This is a genomic window from Brachybacterium sp. YJGR34, from assembly GCF_003347015.1.
GTDB lineage: Bacteria > Actinomycetota > Actinomycetes > Actinomycetales > Dermabacteraceae > Brachybacterium.
In genome coordinates, this window is sequence record NZ_PNFB01000002.1 from 376,956 (window position 1) to 394,710 (window position 17,755).

The 17,755-nt window shown below is 74.8% G+C and carries 19 protein-coding genes and 1 riboswitch; of the genes, 11 read left to right on the top strand and 8 right to left on the bottom strand.

Annotated elements, in window-relative coordinates; translation table 11 throughout:
- Nucleotides 1–170: 170 nt before the first annotated feature.
- The 6 genes from purQ to CXH06_RS03700 form a co-directional block, all read right to left on the bottom strand.
- On the bottom strand, nt 171–896 hold the full coding sequence (gene purQ, locus CXH06_RS03675) for a phosphoribosylformylglycinamidine synthase subunit PurQ (protein WP_114853781.1): 726 nt from the start codon (nt 894–896) through the stop codon (nt 171–173).
- Nucleotides 896–1,159: a phosphoribosylformylglycinamidine synthase subunit PurS gene (gene purS / locus CXH06_RS03680; RefSeq protein ID WP_114853782.1), complete on the bottom strand. Its 264-nt coding sequence runs from the start codon at nt 1,157–1,159 to the stop codon at nt 896–898. The genes purQ and purS overlap by 1 nt, the downstream gene beginning before the upstream one ends.
- A 160-nt stretch (nt 1,160–1,319) precedes the next feature.
- On the bottom strand, nt 1,320–1,574 hold the full coding sequence (locus CXH06_RS03685) for a PspC domain-containing protein (RefSeq protein WP_114853838.1): 255 nt from the start codon (nt 1,572–1,574) through the stop codon (nt 1,320–1,322).
- Nucleotides 1,575–1,737: 163 nt separating this feature from the next.
- A complete protein-coding gene (locus tag CXH06_RS03690) occupies nt 1,738–2,382 on the bottom strand; it encodes a hypothetical protein (protein WP_157975579.1) in 645 nt (214 codons plus the stop codon).
- A gap of 52 nt (nt 2,383–2,434) precedes the next feature.
- Nucleotides 2,435–3,076, bottom strand: coding sequence for a response regulator transcription factor (locus tag CXH06_RS03695; RefSeq protein ID WP_114853784.1), 642 nt, complete (start codon nt 3,074–3,076; stop codon nt 2,435–2,437).
- The gene (locus tag CXH06_RS03700; RefSeq protein WP_114853785.1) at nt 3,066–4,322 is read right to left on the bottom strand and encodes a sensor histidine kinase; all 1,257 of its coding nucleotides are present in this window, start codon (nt 4,320–4,322) and stop codon (nt 3,066–3,068) included. Before CXH06_RS03700 ends, CXH06_RS03695 begins: the two co-directional genes overlap by 11 nt.
- Nucleotides 4,323–4,631: 309 nt before the next feature.
- Between CXH06_RS03700 and CXH06_RS03705 the strand changes: the two genes are divergently transcribed.
- The 5 genes from CXH06_RS03705 to CXH06_RS03725 all read left to right on the top strand — a co-directional run bounded on the left by CXH06_RS03705 (nt 4,632) and on the right by CXH06_RS03725 (nt 10,180).
- A complete protein-coding gene (locus tag CXH06_RS03705; protein WP_114853786.1) occupies nt 4,632–5,357 on the top strand; it encodes an MBL fold metallo-hydrolase in 726 nt (241 codons plus the stop codon).
- A 10-nt stretch (nt 5,358–5,367) separates the two neighbouring features.
- The gene (locus CXH06_RS03710; RefSeq protein WP_157975580.1) at nt 5,368–5,952 is read left to right on the top strand and encodes a protein-L-isoaspartate O-methyltransferase; all 585 of its coding nucleotides are present in this window, start codon (nt 5,368–5,370) and stop codon (nt 5,950–5,952) included.
- Between the two features lie 272 nt (nt 5,953–6,224).
- Nucleotides 6,225–6,333, top strand: a riboswitch (TPP riboswitch).
- 40 nt (nt 6,334–6,373) lie between these two features.
- Entirely contained in the window at nt 6,374–7,078 is a 705-nt protein-coding gene (locus tag CXH06_RS03715; protein ID WP_232820179.1) for a Ykof family thiamine-binding protein, read from the top strand.
- Complete coding sequence (locus CXH06_RS03720; protein ID WP_114853787.1) at nt 7,075–7,713, top strand: ECF transporter S component; 639 nt, start codon at nt 7,075–7,077, stop codon at nt 7,711–7,713. Before CXH06_RS03715 ends, CXH06_RS03720 begins: the two co-directional genes overlap by 4 nt.
- Nucleotides 7,703–10,180, top strand: coding sequence for an ATP-binding cassette domain-containing protein (locus tag CXH06_RS03725; RefSeq protein ID WP_114853841.1), 2,478 nt, complete (start codon nt 7,703–7,705; stop codon nt 10,178–10,180). Before CXH06_RS03720 ends, CXH06_RS03725 begins: the two co-directional genes overlap by 11 nt.
- A gap of 28 nt (nt 10,181–10,208) precedes the next feature.
- Here CXH06_RS03725 and CXH06_RS03730 read toward each other — a convergent pair whose 3' ends face one another.
- Together CXH06_RS03730 and purD are read right to left on the bottom strand one after the other, a co-directional pair.
- Nucleotides 10,209–11,123 (bottom strand): phosphoribosylaminoimidazolesuccinocarboxamide synthase, encoded by a 915-nt coding sequence (locus tag CXH06_RS03730; protein WP_114853788.1) that lies wholly within the window; start codon nt 11,121–11,123, stop codon nt 10,209–10,211.
- On the bottom strand, nt 11,120–12,412 hold the full coding sequence (gene purD, locus CXH06_RS03735) for a phosphoribosylamine--glycine ligase (protein WP_114853789.1): 1,293 nt from the start codon (nt 12,410–12,412) through the stop codon (nt 11,120–11,122). Before purD ends, CXH06_RS03730 begins: the two co-directional genes overlap by 4 nt.
- 167 nt (nt 12,413–12,579) lie before the next feature.
- On the opposite strand from purD, the gene truA reads away from it, so the two are divergent.
- The 6 genes from truA (at nt 12,580) to cynS (ending at nt 17,575) form a co-directional block, all read left to right on the top strand.
- On the top strand, nt 12,580–13,545 hold the full coding sequence (truA, locus tag CXH06_RS03740; RefSeq protein WP_114853790.1) for a tRNA pseudouridine(38-40) synthase TruA: 966 nt from the start codon (nt 12,580–12,582) through the stop codon (nt 13,543–13,545).
- 312 nt (nt 13,546–13,857) lie between these two features.
- The gene (gene rplM, locus CXH06_RS03745) at nt 13,858–14,301 is read left to right on the top strand and encodes a 50S ribosomal protein L13 (RefSeq protein WP_114853791.1); all 444 of its coding nucleotides are present in this window, start codon (nt 13,858–13,860) and stop codon (nt 14,299–14,301) included.
- A 51-nt stretch (nt 14,302–14,352) separates the two neighbouring features.
- The gene (gene rpsI, locus CXH06_RS03750) at nt 14,353–14,853 is read left to right on the top strand and encodes a 30S ribosomal protein S9 (RefSeq protein ID WP_114853792.1); all 501 of its coding nucleotides are present in this window, start codon (nt 14,353–14,355) and stop codon (nt 14,851–14,853) included.
- 111 nt (nt 14,854–14,964) lie between these two features.
- Complete coding sequence (locus CXH06_RS03755) at nt 14,965–16,224, top strand: CoA transferase (RefSeq protein ID WP_114853793.1); 1,260 nt, start codon at nt 14,965–14,967, stop codon at nt 16,222–16,224.
- 53 nt (nt 16,225–16,277) lie between these two features.
- The gene (locus tag CXH06_RS03760) at nt 16,278–16,931 is read left to right on the top strand and encodes a Type 1 glutamine amidotransferase-like domain-containing protein (RefSeq protein WP_114853794.1); all 654 of its coding nucleotides are present in this window, start codon (nt 16,278–16,280) and stop codon (nt 16,929–16,931) included.
- Between the two features lie 134 nt (nt 16,932–17,065).
- A complete protein-coding gene (cynS, locus tag CXH06_RS03765) occupies nt 17,066–17,575 on the top strand; it encodes a cyanase (RefSeq protein ID WP_232820180.1) in 510 nt (169 codons plus the stop codon).
- The last annotated feature ends 180 nt before the right edge of the window (nt 17,576–17,755 follow it).

Below are 17,755 nucleotides of genomic sequence, written 5' to 3' on the forward strand. Positions count from 1 at the left end.
CCCCGGGTCCGATTCCCCGGCGGCGTGGCGATCACCGTCGGAATACGGCCAGGCAGCCCGATACACGCCCGGCGTGGACGTATGACGACACTGATCGCCATCACCCGGAGAAGACGACGCCCCGCCCCTCGCGCAGAGGGACGGGGCGTCGCGGCGTGCGCGCGGTGTGGTCAGGCGACCAGGCTGCGCAGCACCGAGGTGAACATGCCCAGGCCGTCGACGCCGGTGCGGGTGGCCTCACCGGGCCGGTCCGCGCCGAAACCGGCCTCGACCGCGTGCTCGGGGTGCGGCATGAGGCCCACCACGTTGCCCTCGGCGTTGGTGATGCCGGCGATGTCGTGGCGCGAGCCGTTGGGGTTGGCCTCGAAACCGGCGGGGCCGTGGGTGGCGCCGGCGGTGTAGCGGAAGGCCACGCGCCCCTCCGCCTCGAGCTCGGCCAGGGTGCGCTCGTCGGCCACGTACTGGCCGTCCTGGTTCTTCAGCGGGATCCGGATGACCTGCCCCGCCTCGTACCCGCCGGTCCAGGCGGTGCGGTTGTTCTCGACCACCAGCGGCTGGTCGCGGCACAGGAACGAGCGGTGCGCGTTCTTGATCATCGCGCCGGGCAGCAGGTGGGTCTCGCAGAGGATCTGGAAGCCGTTGCAGATGCCGAGCACCGGCATGCCGCCCTTCGCGGCGTCGACCACGCGCTCCATCACCGGGGAGAAGCGGGAGATGGCGCCGGCGCGCAGGTAGTCGCCGTAGGAGAAGCCGCCGGGCAGCACGATCGCCTCGACGTCGCGCAGATCGTCCTCGCGGTGCCAGAGCGCGACGGCCTCGCCGCCGGCCAGGCGCACGGCGCGCTGGGCGTCGCGGTCGTCCAGCGTGCCCGGGAAGGTCACCACTCCGATGCGCATCAGGCCCGGTCCTCCGCGTCGTCGACCTCGATCGCGACGACGTCCTCGATCACCGGGTTGGACAGCAGCGTGGCCGCGGCCTCGCGCAGGGAGGCGAGCACCTCCTCGGTGACCTCGCCCTCGACCTCGAGCTCGAACCGCTTGCCCTGACGCACCGAGGAGATGCCCTCGAAGCCCAGGCGGGGCAGGGCGGCGGCGACGGCCTTCCCCTGCGGATCGAGGATCTCCGGCTTGGGCATGACGTGGACCACGACACGTGGCATGGGTGCTCTCCTGGGGACGGCCTGGCGGGTGGGGTGCTGCGGGGCCGGGACGGGACCGGCGCACGGTGGCGCCGACGGATCACGCCCGACCTCGACATGGTACCGAGACCCGCCCCGGCCGCGGCATTCCGCCCAGCGTGGGATCCGCCTCGCCCCGGGGTCAGGCCCCGCCGGACACCTTCGCCAGTGCCCGCTCCAGCGGGATGCTGCCGTCCTGCCACGGGGTGAGGATCCAGACCACCAGGTAGACGCCGATGCCCAGCACCGGCAGCAGGAAGGAGGCGAGGACGAGGATCCGGACCAGCCAGACGTCCACGCCGAATCTCTCGGCGAGACCGCCGGCGATGCCTCCGGACAGGCGGCGGGGGCCGCGCCGGAAGCCGAGGGAGCGCAGGGCATCGAAGAAGCGAGTCATGACCTCGACGCTACGCCGGACCGCGGAGATGCGCACCGGGGCTGTCCCCCAGACCCGATGGCAGGAAACCGGAGCACTTCCGTTCCGGGGCGCGGTGCAGTGGGCTCGACCCCTTCTCCGCGGGGCACGACGAACCGGCCTGCGCGCGGCCCGGGACCATGCCTCAGGCCGCGATGGCGCCGTCGGCGACGGAGAGCTCGACGGCGGGAGCGATCCAGTACTCCTGCTCGGCGTGGGCGTGGCCGACGGGGCCGACCGTCCCGTTCGCGATCAGGTCATATTCCCCGTCGGGCAGCGGCTCGCCCAGCTCGGTCCCCGGACCCGGGCAGGCGCCGAGGGTGAGCTCGACGGTGCCGGACTGCTCCTCGGCGCGGGCTCGATCCTCGGTCAGCACGCTCACGGCGGTCACCAGACCGGCCACCATCCCGTCCGGATCCACGACGACGCCGCGCACCCCTCGCAGTTCCGCCGAGTGCTCTCCGTGCTCCGAGCCCAGCTGCACGTTGACCTCCAGCGGCAGGGCCATCCCGGACGGCATCGCGTCCGGCGCCCGCGCGACCTCGGCCTCGAAGGAGACGTCGCCGGGCGGCTCGGTCTCGGCCGTGCCGCAGGCCTCGGCCGCGCGCGCCAGGGCCTCGGAGGACACGGTGTGCGGACTCGGGGCCGGCGGCTCGGTGGGCGTCGGACCCGCCACGATCCCGCAGGCGCTCAGCGTCAGGGCGGAACCGGCTGCGAGCAGGAGCGGCGCGGTCCCCGGCCGCCGCGCGCCACCGGCACGGCGCCGAGGTCGTGGGGGAGTCCCGCTCATGGTCTCGAGGCTAGCACCGGGGTGGTCACCCCTCAGGGGCCGTGGCGCCGGGTCAGAGCAGCCCGCGCTCGAGCGCGAGGGTGACCGCGCGGGTGCGGTCCTCGACCTCGAGCTTCGCGAAGACGCGCAGCAGATGCGACTTGACGGTCGATTCCGCGATCGCGAGCCGGGTGCCGATCTGAGCATTCGTGAGTCCCGAGCCCACCAGACGCAGCACCTCGAGCTCGCGGGGGGTGAGCGCCTCCGGGCGGGGCGAGCGCATCGAGCTCGCGAGCGCCGCCGCGGCGACCGGCGCCAGGGTGGTGCGTCCGGAGGCCGCGCTGGTCATCGCCTGGAGCAGCTGTGGGGCGGGGGTGTCCTTGAGCAGGTAGCCGGTGGCCCCGGCCTCGATCGCGCGGAGGATCGCGGAGTCGGTGTCGTAGGTGGTCAGCACCAGCACGGGGACCGGATCGGCCCTCGCGGCGATCGCGCGGGTGGCGTCCACCCCGTCGGTCCCCGGCATCCGCAGGTCCATCAGCACCACGTCGGGACGCTCGCCGCCGCGGACCAGGCGCTCGACGGCGAGCACGACCTCATCCCCCGAGGCGGCCTCGGCGAGGACTCGGTGCCCGGCGCCCTCGACCACGGCCCGCAGGCCGGAGCGGAAGATCGGATGGTCGTCGGCGAGGACGACCCGGAGCGGTTCAGCGGGCACGGGAGCTCTCCTCGTCGGCGGCGCGGGTGCTGCCGGGCGCGGCGGCGGGGTCGGGGCCGACGGGCAGCTCGGCGCGCAGCGTGGTGCCTCGTCCGCGCGCAGTGTCGACCTCGAGGGCGCCGCCCTCGGCCACGAGTCGGGCGCGCATGCCCGTCAACCCGAAGCCGGCGGTGGGGAGCTCGGGGGAGAAGCCGACGCCGTCGTCGGCCACCTCGAGCAGTGCCGTGCCCGGACCGCGGCCCAGTCGGATGCCCACCGTGGCGGCCTCGGCGTGGCCCTCGATGTTGCGCAGCGCCTCCTGCGCAGTGCGCAGCAGCACCACCTCGGTGCGGGTCGGCGCCGGGGACCATCCGCCCGCCTCGACCCGGGTGCGGATCCCGGTGCGCTCGGTGAGGTCGGCGGCGAGTCGTGTGATGCTCCCGGCGAGGTCCGGGAGCTGCTGGGAGCGGGAGATGAGTCCTCTGGCCTGCGCGAGCCCGTCGCGGGAGACCTCCTCGATCCGGACCAGCTGCTGCGCCGATGCGTCCGAGGTGCGCGCCGCCTGGGCGAGCATCGTGATCGTGGTGAAGGACTGGGCCAGGGTGTCGTGGATCTCCGCCGCGAGCCGGGCGGCCTCCTCCTCGGCCCCGCGGCGATGCTCGATGCGCGCCAGCTCCTCCCGGGTGGACTCGAGGGCGCGCACGGTGCTCGCGAGCTGCCGGGCCAGCTCCTGGCGCTCGTGGGAGATCAGCTCGGTGCGCCAGAACCACGCGGCCAGGAGGATCGAGAACAGCGTGCTCGCCGCCGCGGCGGCGAGGATGATGCCGATCTCCGCGAGGTCCGGACCGTCGGCCCCCAGGAGCAGCACCGTCGCCATGCCGGTGGAGAGCAGCAGGGTAGCGATCAGCCCTGCCCGGAAGGTGGGCAGCAGCACCCAGACCAGCAGATAGGCGGCGAACATGTTCAGGCCCTGCCCGGAGGCGGCCAGCAGTGCGAGCGCGATGGCGCTGAGCACGACCACCGACACGGTCCCGGAGCCGGGGACGGGGACGGAGCGGATCACCCGCACCCGGTGCGCCGCGAGATAGGCGGCGATCCAGACCGCGGCCAGGAGCGCGGTGGCCGCCCCGGGGGAGACCACGGCGCTCAGCACCGCGTTGCCGATCACCAGCAGATGCAGCGGCCAGTTGGTCGCCCAGGTCCGCGGCTCCCCGTCGGTGCCCTCGAGGTTCCCGCCGACGATCATGGTGCGCACGTCAGCAGCCATCACGCGGACCCCACCGGATGGAGTACCGCGTGATCACCGGCATCGTGATCCGCCATGGCCTCGACTCTAGTGCTGCCGGCTCCGGCCCCGGGGGCGTCCTGCGGACGGGTCGGCGGCTCCCGGACCGCGGGAGCGGACGACACCGGTGCGGAGCTGGTCATGATGTCAGTCTCGGCACGGTCCGCGTTCACCGGCACCACCGGGCGGCCCCGCCCTCCTCCATCGATCGGTGGATCCCGCCCTGGGCAGGAGCGGGTCCTCGGCGATAGATTCGCAGGGAGCACCGGACCGCGACCCCGGGAGGACCCGATGAAGATCCGCCACCTCGTCCACTCCTGCCTGCTCGTCGAGACCGTCGGCCGGCGACTGCTGATCGATCCCGGCGGGTTCAGCGGCGAGGCCGTGCGGGAGCTGGGCCCCGAGGTGCTCGCCGGGATCGACGTCGTCGCCCTCACCCATCAGCATCCCGACCACGTCGACCGGGGCCTGCTCGGCGAGGTGCTCGCCGCGGCTCCCGACGCGACGGTGCTCGCCGAGCCGCAGACCGCCGCACTGCTGGCCGAGCCGGCCGGGGACCTGCCCGCGATCGGACCGGAGCGCCTGCTGCCGCTGGGGGCCGGGGAGGTGCACGAGCTGGCACCGGTCGGTGACGCGGGGCCGCTGCGGATCGCCGCCGTCGGAGGGCACCACGCGATCATCCATCCCGACATCCCCCGGGTGGGGAACTGCGGACTGGTGGTGCGGGGCGGGGACGGGCCCCGGCTCGGCGTGACCGGAGATTCCCTCGAGCCCGTCCCGGAGTTCCACGGCATCGACGCCCTCGCCTTCGCCGTCGTCGCACCGTGGTCGAAGATGGCCGAGACGATCGACTTCCTGCGCGCGGTCCGCCCGCGCCTGGCCCTGCCCGTGCACGACGCGGTCGCGAGCTCGGTGGGACGACCGATCTACCTCCGCCAGTCCACGCAGCTCGCCCCCGAGGGCACCGAGGTGCGGGACTGGCCGGCCGGCGGATACGTCGAGGTCCCCGAGGGCTGAGGAGGTCGCGATGACAGTGCTTCCCGATCCGCTCCGGGCCGCCTTCCGCGCCGTCCCGCGCGAGCCCTTCCTCCCGGCCGCGCAGCGCGGGCGGGCGGAGATCGACGCCCCGCTGCCGATCGGCGCGGGACAGACCAATTCGCAGCCCTCCACCGTCGCGGACATGCTCTCCCTGCTCGAGGTCCGCCCCGGGCACCGGGTGCTGGACCTGGGCGCCGGCTCGGGCTGGACCACCGCCCTGCTCGCCCAGCTGGTGGGTCCCGACGGGAGCGTGATCGGCCTCGAGCGCCAGGAGCAGCTTCTCGGACCCGCCCGTGCGGCCCTGGCGGCTCACGACCCCGCCGGGGTCGCGGAGATCCGCCGGGCCCGTCCCGGCGTGCTCGGCGCCCCGGAGGACGCCCCCTTCGACCGCATCCTGGTCTCCGCCGGGGCCGAGCAGCTGCCGCAGGAGCTGCTCGAGCAGCTCGCCGACCCCGGCGTCCTGGTGATCCCTGTCCGCGAGCAGATGCTGCGGATCGTCAGGGAGGGCGAGGACGTGCGTCAGAGCGTCCACGGCGCCTACCGCTTCGTCCCCCTCGTCGAGGACCCCGGCTGATCGACGTGCTGGGGAGGGACGAGACGGCAGGAGATCGGCCCGGAGGGCGGAGCTGATCGACGTGCTGGGGAGGGACGAGACGGCAGGAGATCGGCCCGGAGGGCGGAGTTGATCGACGTGCTGGGGAGGGACGAGACGGCAGGAGATCGGCCCGGAGGGCGGAGTTGATCGACGTGCTGGGGAGGGACGAGACGGCAGGAGATCGGCCCGGAGGGCGGGGTGGACCGGGGCGCGGACCTCGCACCCTCCCGGCGGCGCCGAGGGACTAGGGTGGCCGCGTGCACGGGAGTCCGGTGAGCCGGGCTGAGAGGGAGTACTCGAACTCCGACCGTCGAACCTGACCCGGATCATGCCGGCGCAGGGAGCTCTGCACGGCGAGGGCCGTCGTGCATCCGTGCCACCTCGCGAAAGGCACGGACCCGTGGTCCCAGACCCCACCGCCCCCACCGTCACCGTCCCCGCCGGCTCCGCGCCGTCGGCGGACCCCACTGCGACCCCGCTCGGCTTCGGCGTCGGCGCCCGCGTCACCGCCTCGGTGATGGCCGACGACTACGCCCGGCTCCTCGTCGACGCGCTCGCCCGCCTCGACCTGCGGGGCCTGGTCCGCGAGACCGGGGACGTCTCCACCTATCTGGGCGGGGACGAGGAGGCCCTGCTGGGCGTCCTCACCGACCTCGGTGAGGCGCTGGCCCGCACCGAGCATCACGCGACGCTCGGCATCCTGCTGTCCCGCGGCTGCCCCGGCGAGGTGGTGTGCGAGCTGCCCGGCGGTGCGGGGCCCCGCCGGGTCGAGCTCCCCGCCCCGCGTCGCACCGGGCGCTACGCCGCTGCCGAGTGGTCGCTGTACCCGCTCGCGGACCAGGGCACCGCCGAGGGCACCGAGCCCGACCACATGCGCGACATCTACGCCGCGATCGACCACGCCCGCACCCTCGGCACCTTCCGCGGCTCCGAGCACTTCGCGACCCGTCTCGAGGGCGACCTCGGCGACGTGCTCGCCACCGCCGTGGCCGGCTGGACGATGGTGGGACGCAGCGTCCAGCACGTCACCAGCCACCTCACGATCTCGTTGAACAGCCCCTCGCACCCGGTGCGGGAGCCGGCCGCGGAGGGCGGGGCACGATGAGCGCCGCCGACCGGCAGCCCCTCGCGCTGCGCGACATCGTCCTGATCGTCGTCCTCGGCGTCGTCTTCGGCTTCCTCTACTGGGTGTTCGTGCAGGCCTGGAACGCGCTGGCGATCGCGATGGGACCGGCCGGGGACCTCGCCCAGCACGTCCTGGCCGGCTCCTGGCTGCTGGTCGCCCCGGTCGCCGTCGCGATCACCCGCCGCCCCGGCAGCGGCGTCATCGCGGAGATCCTCGCCGCGATCGTCGAGGTCGTGTTCCTGGGCAGCCCCGTGGGCCCGCTGCTGCTGATCTCCGCCCTGCTCCAGGGCGTCGGCTCCGAGCTGCCCTTCGCCCTGACCCGCTACCGCCGCTTCACCTGGGGCACCTTCCTGCTCTCCGGGGCGCTCGGGGCGGGACTGGTGTTCTTCTGGAGCGCCCTGCGCTTCGGCTGGTTCGGGCAGGACATCCTGCTGCTGCGCCTGGGCGTGCAGGTCCTCTCCGGGATCGTGCTGGGCGGGCTGCTCGCCAAGGTGCTGGTCGACGCCCTGGCCCGCACCGGCGTGCTCGACAACTTCGCGCTCGGCGCGGACCGTCGTCCCGGTGACGCGGGGGACCGCGGCGCCGACGCCGCCCCGGTGCGCCGTGTCCGCTGAGACCGCGCCCCGTCCCGGGAGACCGGAGGTCGGGGCCGCCCCGGCGGGATCCGTCGCGGCCGAGCCCGCGCTCCTCGTCGAAGCCCCGATCCTCGTCGAGGCCGAGGACCTCGAGATCGTGCTGCCCTCGGGCGACGGCGTCGGCCCCTGGACCGGCACGGTGCGGGCGGGGGAGGAGATCCTGCTGCTGGGCCCCTCGGGCGCCGGGAAGTCGACCCTCCTGCTCGCCCTCGCCGGGGCCGTGCCCTCCCACCTGCGCGCCACCGTCCGCGGCACGCTGCGGGTGGCGGGCGGGGACCCGGTCCGCGGCGGCGTCCTCGCGCTGGCCGACCACATCGGCTACCTGGGACAGGACCCGGTCAGCGGCGTGTGCCTGCCCGGTGTCGAGGACGAGATCGCGCTGCCGCTCGAGAACCGCGGCGTCGCGCCGTCGCGGATCGGCGAGCGCATCGAGGCGGCGCTGGCCGCCGCCGATGCCGGACCGCTCCGCGAGCGGGAGGCCCACTCCCTCTCCGGCGGGCAGCTGCAGCGCGTCGCCCTCGCCGCCGCCACGGTCGCCGGCCCCTCGCTGCTCCTGCTGGACGAGCCCACCTCGATGCTGGACGCCGACGGGGTCGCCGCCGTGCGTGCCAGCATCGGTCAGGCCGTCGCCCGGCCCGGGGTGGCCTCGGTGCTCGTCGAGCATCGCCTCGACGAGTGGGCGGGGGAGCGGGGCATCGACGGCCTCCCGCCGCGCACCCTCGCCCTGGACCGCTCCGGCCGCGTCCTCGCCGACGGACCCACCGCGGAGGTGCTCCAGCGGCATGGGCAGGAGCTCGCCGCGGCGGGCTGCTGGCTCCCGCGGGACGTCGAGGCGCGCCTCGCGCGCGAGGCGGGAGGGCAGGGCGCGGATGCGGACCGGGCCGGGACGGACACGGACCCTGCGCCCGGGAGCGGCGCCGAGGTGCTGCTGCGCGCCCGGGGCCTCGCGCTCGGCCACGGCGAGCGGACCGTCCTGAGCGGGGTGGATCTCGACCTGGTCGCCGGGCAGGTGCTGGCGATCGTGGGGCGCAACGGCGCCGGGAAGTCCACGCTGCTGGGCGGCCTGGCCCGGCTCGACGCCCCGCTCACCGGCACCGTCGAGGGCGCCGCCGCGGGACTGGTCTTCCAGCGCCCGGAGGCGCAGTTCGTGGGCCAGAGCGTCCGCTCCGAGCTCGCGGACACCGGCGCCGCGCCGGAGCGCCGGGAGCAGATGCTCGACGAGCTCGACCTCCGCGACTGGGCGGAGGCCAGTCCGTACCGGCTCTCGGGCGGGCAGAAGCGGCGCCTCGCCCTCGGTGCGATGCTCCTGCGCGAGCGCCCGGTGCTGCTGGCCGACGAGCCCGACTTCGGCCTCGACCACGCCGCCCATCGCACCGTGCGCGACCTGCTGCGACGAGTCGCCGACGAGGGCCGCGCCGTCGCCCTGACCACTCATGACCTGCGCGTGGTGGCGGCCGCCGATGCCGTCGTGGTGATCACCGACGGCACGGCGCAGCCCCCGCGGCCGCCCGGGGAGCTGCTCGCGGACCGGGACCTGCTGCGGCGCGCCGGGCTGGTGAGCGAGCCCGCGGGACCCCGTGAGCTCGCGCCGGCAGGGGCCGCGGCGGAACCGTCGGCCGCACGGGACCTCTCGGCCGCGCAGCCCCACGCCGCGTCGGCCGCACCGATCGAGGCCCCGTCGGACGCCGCCTCCCGCACCGGCGTCGGCCCGCGGCGCTGGCTCGCACGCGCGAACCCCGCCGTGCTGCTGGGCGTGCTCACCGCGCTGAGCGTGGTGTGCCTCTTCCTCGCCCGGCCCGCGCCGCTGCTCGGGCTCTACCTCGCCCTGGCCCTCGCGGTCATGGCCACGACGCGGATCGGCCCGCTGGCCCTGGTGCGGGCCCAGCTGCCCTTCACGATCTTCGCCGCGGGGGTGTTCTGCGTGAACGCGCTGAGCCGGCCGGGACGGGAGCTGTGGCCCGAGCTGCCGGTGCGCGTCACCGAGGAGGGTGTGGTGATGGGCGCGGCCCTCGCACTGCGGGCGCTGGTCATCGGCCTGGGCGCGCTCGCCGTGGCGCGGGCGACCGATCCGCGGAGCACGATGATCAGCCTCCAGCAGCAGGCCCGCCTCCCCGCCCGCTACGCGATCGCACTGCTCGCGGGACGGCGTCTGCTCGACGAGCTCCCGGGTCGCTGGCGCACGCTCCAGCGCGCCCACCGGGTGCGCCTGCCCCTGCGTCCTGACGGCACCGTCCCCACGCTCGGGCCGCGGCGTCTGCTGACCTGTGCCTTCTCGCTGCTGGTGGACGCGATCCGCTCCGCGGAGCGGATCGCGCTCGCCCTCGAGACACGGGGCCTGCGCGACGGACCGCGCACCGTCTACCGACCCGTGGGGCTCAGCCGGGCCGACGCGGTCGTGGTGGCGGTCTGCGCCGCGGTCACGACTGCGGTGCTGGCGGTGCTGTGAGCGCCGGCCGCGCCGGACCGAGCGCCGCTCAGAACCTCTCGCCGGTCAGACGCTCGTAGGCGTCGACGTACCGGGCGCGGGTCTGCTCGACCACCTCGGCCGGCAGGACGGGCGGGGGCTGGTCGGAGCCCTTGGACCAGCCCGAGGCCGGTGAGATCAGCCAGTCGCGCACGGGCTGCTTGTCCAGGCTGGGCGGGGTGCGACCCTCCTGGTAGGCGTCGGCGAACCAGAAACGGCTCGAGTCCGGCGTGAGCACCTCGTCGCCGAGCAGCAGGGCGCCGTCCACGCGGGAGCGGCCGAACTCGAGCTTGGTGTCCGCGAGGATCAGTCCCCGCTCGTCGGCGATCTGCCGGGCCCGCTCGAAGACGGCCAGGGTCAGGGACTCCAGTTCCTCGGCGAGCTCAGCGCCCAGCAGCTCCCGGGCCTGGGCCACGGTGATGTTCTCGTCGTGGTCCCCGGCCTCGGCCTTGGTCGAAGGGGTGAACAGCGCCGGGTCCAGGCGGGAGGCCTCGACCAGGCCGGCCGGCAGCACGTGCCCGCCGACGGCGCCGCCGGCACGGTAGTCCGCCAGTCCCGAGCCGGTGAGATGCCCGCGGGCCACGCACTCCAGCGCCACCATGTCCAGGCCCCGGCAGCGCAGGGCGCGGCCGGCCACCTGCTCGGGGACGTCCTGGGAGGAGAGCACGTGGTGGGGGACGAGGTCCTCCAGCTGCTCGAACCAGAACAGGCTGATGGCGGTCAGCAGCCGCCCCTTGTCCGGGATGCCGGGGGTCAGGATGTGGTCGTAGGCGCTGATGCGGTCGGTGGCGACCATGAGCACCTCGGTGGCCTCCGCGGGGGAGACCCCGGCGGGCACGTAGAGCTCGCGCACCTTGCCGGTGACGGCATGGTCCCAGCCCGGCAGCTGCGGGGCGTCGACGAGCGGGGCGGTGGTCGTGGTCATGAGCGCTCCTCCTGGCCGGCCCGCTCCTCGGCGGCGGCCCGGCGGGCGATGTCGGTGCGGTGGTGGCTGCCCGGGAGGGCGATCGCCTCGGTGCCGGCGAGGGCGAGCGCGCGGGCGGACTCGAGGTCCTCCCCGGTGCCGACGATCGACAGCACCCGACCCCCGGCGCTGACGAGGCTCCCGTCCTCGAGGGCGGTGCCGGCGTGGATGACGTGGGTGCCGAGCTGCTCGGCGGCGTCGATCCCGGTGATCTCGTCCCCGGTGCGGACCGTGCCCGGGTACCCGTGCGAGGCGAGGACCACGGTGACGGCGGCCTCCGCGCTCCACTCCAGCTCCGTCCCCTCGGCGAGCTCGCCGCGGGCGGCATCGTGCAGCAGCGGGCCGAAGGGGGAGGTGAGGCGCTCGAGCACCACCTGCGTCTCGGGATCGCCGAAGCGGGCGTTGAACTCGACCACGCGCAGCCCGCGCCGGGTCAGGGCCAGGCCGCAGTACAGGATCCCCACGAAAGGGATGCCCCGGCGGGAGAGCTCGTCGATCGTGGGCTGTGCGACCGTGCGCACCACCTCACGGGTCAGTCCCTCCGGCGCCCAGGGCAGAGGGGAGTAGGCGCCCATGCCGCCGGTGTTGGGGCCCTCGTCCTGATCCAGCGCGCGCTTGAAGTCCTGAGCCGGGGCCAGCGGCACCACGCGGGTCCCGTCGCTCACGCAGAACAGCGACACCTCGGGGCCGTCGAGGTACTCCTCGAGCACCACGGAGCCGCCGGCGTCCAGGACGGACTCGGCGTGCGCCACGGCCTCGGCGCGATCGGAGGTGACCACCACGCCCTTGCCGGCCGCGAGGCCGTCGGCCTTGACCACGAACGGCTCGTCGCCCAGCGGGTTGACCCGGTCCAGGCCCGCCTCGAGCTGCTCGCGCCCGGTGACGGTCACGGCGGCGGCGGTGGGCACGCCCGCGGCGGCCATGATCTCCTTCGCCCAGGACTTGGAGCCCTCCAGGTGCGCGGCGGCGGCGGAGGGGCCGAAGACCGTCAGGCCGGCCTCGCGCAGCCGGTCCGCGGCCCCGGCCACGAGCGGAGCCTCGGGACCGATCACCACCAGATCGGCGGCGAGCTCGCGAGCGAGGCGCACCTGGGCGTCGAGGTCCGTGACCGGGACGGCGTGGCAGGTCGCGAGCTGCGCGATGCCGGGATTGCCGGGCGCGGCGTGCAGCTCGGGGGCGGGATGGTCGGCGGCGAGGCGACGGATGATCGCGTGCTCGCGGCCTCCGGAGCCGATGACGAGGATCTTCACGCCGGCCAGCGTACCGAGGACGGGCGGTGGGGCGGAGGAGTGACCGCACTGCGGCCCTCGGTCGCCCTGCCGGACGCGACCGGCACGAGCGCGGGTTCCACCGGGGGTGCGGCGCCGTGGCCGAGGGGAGCTGGGCGCTCTGCGGAGGCGCCGCTACGCTCGTGCCCATGCCTGCCGCCCTCCCGGACCCCGCCGCCTCCGCGACCCCGGCGGAGTGGACCGTGCCCGCCGCGGATCCCGTGGCGTCGGCCGCTCTCCGGGCCACCGAGACATCCAGCACACGACTGCGCCTGGACCTCGCCTACGACGGCACCGACTTCCACGGCTGGGCCGCCCAGCCCGGGCAGCGCACCGTCCAGGGCGAGCTCGAGCAGGCGCTGGAGCGGATCACCCAGCAGCGGGTGCGCGTGACGGTGGCGGGACGCACCGACACCGGGGTGCACGCCCGCGGACAGGTCTGCCACCTCGACCTCACGGACCGCGCGCTGGCCACCCTGCCCGGCCGCTCGGACCGCAGCCCCGCCCAGGCGCTGGTCACCCGGCTGGCCGGGGTGCTGCCGCGGGACATCGTGGTGCACGTCGCCAGCGAGGTCCCGCCGGACTTCGACGCCCGCTTCGGCGCGCTGCGACGCCGGTACCGCTACCGGATCTCGGACTCCCCGGCCGTGCACGACCCCCTGCGCCGCGACGTGCTGCGCCACCGCCGTCCGCTCGACGTCGCGGCGATGCAGCGCGCGAGCCTCGCCCTGCTGGGCGAGCACGACTTCCTGTCCTTCTGCCGGCCGCGGGACGGCGCCACCACGATCCGCACCCTCGAGGAGCTGCGCTGGGCGCGGCCGGCGCCCGGCAGCGCCGACGAGGGCCTGGTGGTCGCGACCGTCGTCGCCGACGCCTTCTGCCACCACATGGTGCGCTCGCTGGTGGGCGCCATGATCGGGGTGGGGGAGGGTCGACGGGATGAGCGGTGGCCCGCCCGCGTGCTCGCCGCCCGCACCCGCGAGGCCGCCACCCGCGACGGCGTGGGCGCGGCCCCGATGTGCCCGCCGCAGGGGCTCACCCTCGAGCATGTGGCCTTCCCGCCGGCCGAGGAGCTCGCCGCCCGCGCCGCCCTCGCCCGGGCGAGGAGGGGCTGAGCGATCACGGACGGAGCCGGAGATCACACTCCCGTCGACCCCTCTTCGCGTTGACGCTCGGTCCGCACGCTCAGTAGTATGAGCGGTCGTTGTGCCTCGATGTGGGCCCTCACCCGCAGCCGTTCTCTCACGCCCGGCGCGAACAGGGCATCTCACACACATCCAGGACCGCCGTCGCGTCGTCAGCGGAGCGGGCCGGGCACAGCCACAGGGGCCATGCTTTTACCCGAAGGAAGCGTGCCCACGGTCCATCGAACCGTGCCTGGTCGGCGTCCTGCCGCCCGGGCACCATGACGAGAGAAGAAGGCACGAGTGCGTACGTTCACCCCGAAGCCCGGCGATGTCGAGCGTTCCTGGTACGTCATCGACGCAACGGATGTCGTCCTCGGCCGGCTCGCTTCCCAGGCTGCCCAGCTCCTGCGGGGGAAGCACAAGCCGGTCTTCGCACCCCATGTGGATGCGGGCGACTTCGTGATCATCATCAACGCTGACAAGGTCGCGCTGACCGGAAACAAGCGGGAGACCAAGCTGGCCTACCGCCACTCCGGCTACCCCGGCGGCCTCCGCGGCGTCCCCTACTCCGAGCTGCTCGAGAACAACCCCGAGCGCGCCGTGGAGAAGGCGATCCGCGGGATGCTCCCCAAGAACAAGCTTGCTGATCAGCAGATCAAGAAGCTCAAGATCTACTCGGGCTCCGAGCACCCGCATGCCGCTCAGCAGCCCGTTCCCTTCACCATCGACCAGGTGGCGCAGTAAGCGGGGGCGTCCCGCCACTCGCCCTGCCGCACGGAAGAACCAAGGAGAACCGTGACTGAGACCACCCCCGAGTCCCTCGACGCTGTGACCGACGAGTCCGCCCCCGAGAGCTTCACCACCGAGTCGACCGGTGAGGCGCCCGTCGGCGCCGGCCAGTCCGCGACCGCGCCGGGCTACGGCACCGGCCGCCGCAAGCAGGCCGTCGCGCGCGTCCGCCTGGTCCCCGGCTCCGGCCAGTGGACCATCAACGACCGCTCGCTCGAGGACTACTTCCCGAACAAGCTGCACCAGCAGGAGGTCAACGACCCGTTCACGGTCCTCGACCTCCAGGGCCGCTTCGACGTGATCGTCCGCCTGCACGGCGGCGGCCCGTCCGGTCAGGCCGGGGCCGTGCGCCTCGGTGTGTCCCGCGCGCTGAACCAGATCGACGAGGAGAACAACCGGCCGACCCTGAAGAAGGCCGGCTTCCTCAAGCGCGACGCCCGCATCATCGAGCGCAAGAAGGCGGGTCTGAAGAAGGCCCGCAAGGCGCCGCAGTACTCCAAGCGCTGATCGACCTGCGCTGAGGATCCGCGGCCCTGCCGCAGGTCCCACCCACGATGCCCTCGACCTCCGGGTCGGGGGCATCGTCGTGTCCCGGGGGTGCGGGTCTATCCTGCGGGCATGGAGATCGCTCCTCGCCGGTGGTGGCGGTGCCCGCTCGACGTCGAGTCGCTCGCCGGGACGGCCGTGGGCCGGGTCCGCGCGGCCGCCGCGGAGCTCGCCGCCGTCCGCGGCCTCGATGTCGAGGTCACCACGGCCCCGCGGCTGGTGGCCGCATCCTTCGCCGCCTACGAGATGCTGCGCATAGACGGCCGAGCGCCGGATGTCTGGGCGGAGCTGTCCGGAGTCGTCGCCGCCCGCGACGGCTGGGTGCGCCTGCACGGCAACTACCCCCACCATGCCGAGATCACTCGCGCCGTCCTCGGGATCGAGGACCGCGCCGGCCTCGAGCGCGCGATCGCCGCCCGCGCGGCGGAGGAGGTGGCCGCGGAGCTCTCGGCGGCGGGCGGGATCGCCGTGGCGGTGCGCACTGCGGAGCAGTGGGAGGCCGGTCCCCACGCCCGCGCCGTCGCGGGGGATCCGTGGTCCGTGGTCGAGGACCGGGGCGCGCGCCCGGTGCCGGGACCGCTGCACGGCGGCGCCGCACCGCTCACGGGGATCCGCGTGCTGGACCTGACCCGGGTGATCGCGGGGCCCACCGCCACCCAGCTGCTCGCCTGCCTCGGCGCGGAGGTGCTGCGCGTCGATCCCCCGCACCGTCCCGAGATCCTCGCCCAGCACCTCTCCACCGGCATGGGCAAGCGCTCCGCGGAGGTGGACCTGCGCCGGGACGCGTCGGCGGTCCGGGCGCTCGCCGCCCAGGCGGACGTCATCCTCGGCGGCTACCGGCCCGGGGCGCTGGCCGCGCTCGGCCTCGGCACCGAGGGCCTCGAGGAGCTCGCCCCGCACGCGGTGATCGTCGCCCTCTCGGCCTGGGGTGAGCACGGGCCCTGGGGGCGGCGCGCGGGCTTCGACTCGATCGTCCAGGCCGCCTCCGGGATCGCGGCCATCTGCGGCGCCGACGGGCGGCCCGGGGCGCTGCCCGTGCAGGCCCTGGACCACTCCACCGGTCACCTGCTGGCCGCGCACGTCCTCGAGGCGCTCACCGCGGGCCGGGCCGTCACCGTGCGGGCGAGCCTGCTCGGCGCCGCCCGCACCCTGCTCGCCCTGCCGCCGCCCCCGGCGGCGGAGCCGGAGGAGCTGCTGATCCCGCGCGTCGAGGTCCCCTTCAGCGGTGGCGTGCTCCGCGCCGTGCCGCCGCCGCTGCTGCTGGACGGCCTCACCATCGAGCGGCCCGTCGGCACCTACGGAGCCGCCCGGCCGCAGTGGCGGGAGGAGTGACGCGGGAGGGACGACGGGGCCCTCCTCCGCGACGGTGTGGCACCCTCGGCACCATGCGGCTCTACCTCTCCTCCTACCAGCTGGGCGCGCACGGCGATCTGCTCGGCGCCCTGGTGCGCGGTGCGCGGAAGGGTCGCGTCATCGCGAATGCCGTGGACGGACTCGACGAGGACCGCCGCCGACGGGACACCGACCGCCAGATCGCGGCCCTCGCCGCACTGGGCCTCGAGGCGACGGACCTCGACCTGCGCGCCTTCGACCCCACGACCATCGCCACCGGCCTGGGGAGCCCGGACTTCCTGTGGGTGCGCGGAGGCAACGTGTTCACCCTCCGTATGGCCCTCGCCCGCTCGGGCCTGGACGACCTGATCCGCGCAGGGCTGCGGCGGGACGCGTTCGTCTATGCCGGATACAGTGCCGGAGCCTGCGTCCTGGCGCCGTCCCTGGCCGGGCTCGAGCGCTGCGACCCCCACGAGGACTGCCGCGCGGCGTACGGCGAGGTGCGCGAGGACGGACTGGGCGTGCTGGACCGGCCCGTCGTGCCGCATCTCGAGTCCCCGGGGCACCCGGAGACCGAGCTGCTGGCCGAGGTGGCCCGGAGGTATCGGGCCAGCGGACAGGAGTACTGGGCGCTGCGCGACGGACAGGCGCTGGTGGTCGATGGCGGGCCCCGTGAGCGCGGGCGTCACCGGATCGTGACGTCCTGACGCGCTCCGCGGACTCCGGTGCCGGTGCCGCGGGTGCTCGGTGCACCCTGCCCGGAGCGCCCCTGGGGCGGATCCACGACGCACCGGCTCCGTCGCCCATGCGGCCGACCACGCTCCGAGAGACGAGGACAGCCATGACCACGATGGAGACCACCGGCCGCGAGACCCTGACGGCACCGCGGGCCGTGAGGATCGACAAGCAGGAGGCGGGCGTGCTCCTCGACGAGCGTCGCCGGGAGAAGGGGCTGGGCTGGGCGGACCTCGCCGAGGCCACGCGCCGTCCGGTCGTCTGGTTGACCGCCGCCGTGCTCGGCGCGCACCCGGTGCCCGCCGCGGAGGCCGAGGTGCTGCGCGAGCTGCTGGAGCTCGAGCCGCCGCTGGTCGCGGCGCTCACCCGTCAGCCCTACCGGACGGCGGACCCCGAGCTGATGACCGACCCCACCATCTACCGCTTCCAGGAGCTGATCCAGGTCTACGGCCCGGCGCTCAAAGCGCTGATCCACGAGGAGTTCGGGGACGGGATCATGAGCGCGATCAACTGCTCGATCGACCTGCGCCGCGGCGAGCACCCGGGCGGGGACCGCGTGGTCCTCACCATCGACGGCAAGTTCCTGCCCTATGACTGGGCCAGCGCCGAGCGCTGAGCGGCGTGCTCCCCGGCGGGGGCGCATCCCCAGGGCCGGCGTCGGTGCAGGTCACTTCACCGTGGAAATCGGCGTCATAACACGGTGAAGTTGCCTGCGGGTGCTGGGCACCCTGCACGCCGCGTGCCGGGCACACCGAGCGCGGAGGCGGCGCGGGTCCCGACCCGCTCCCGCCCGCCG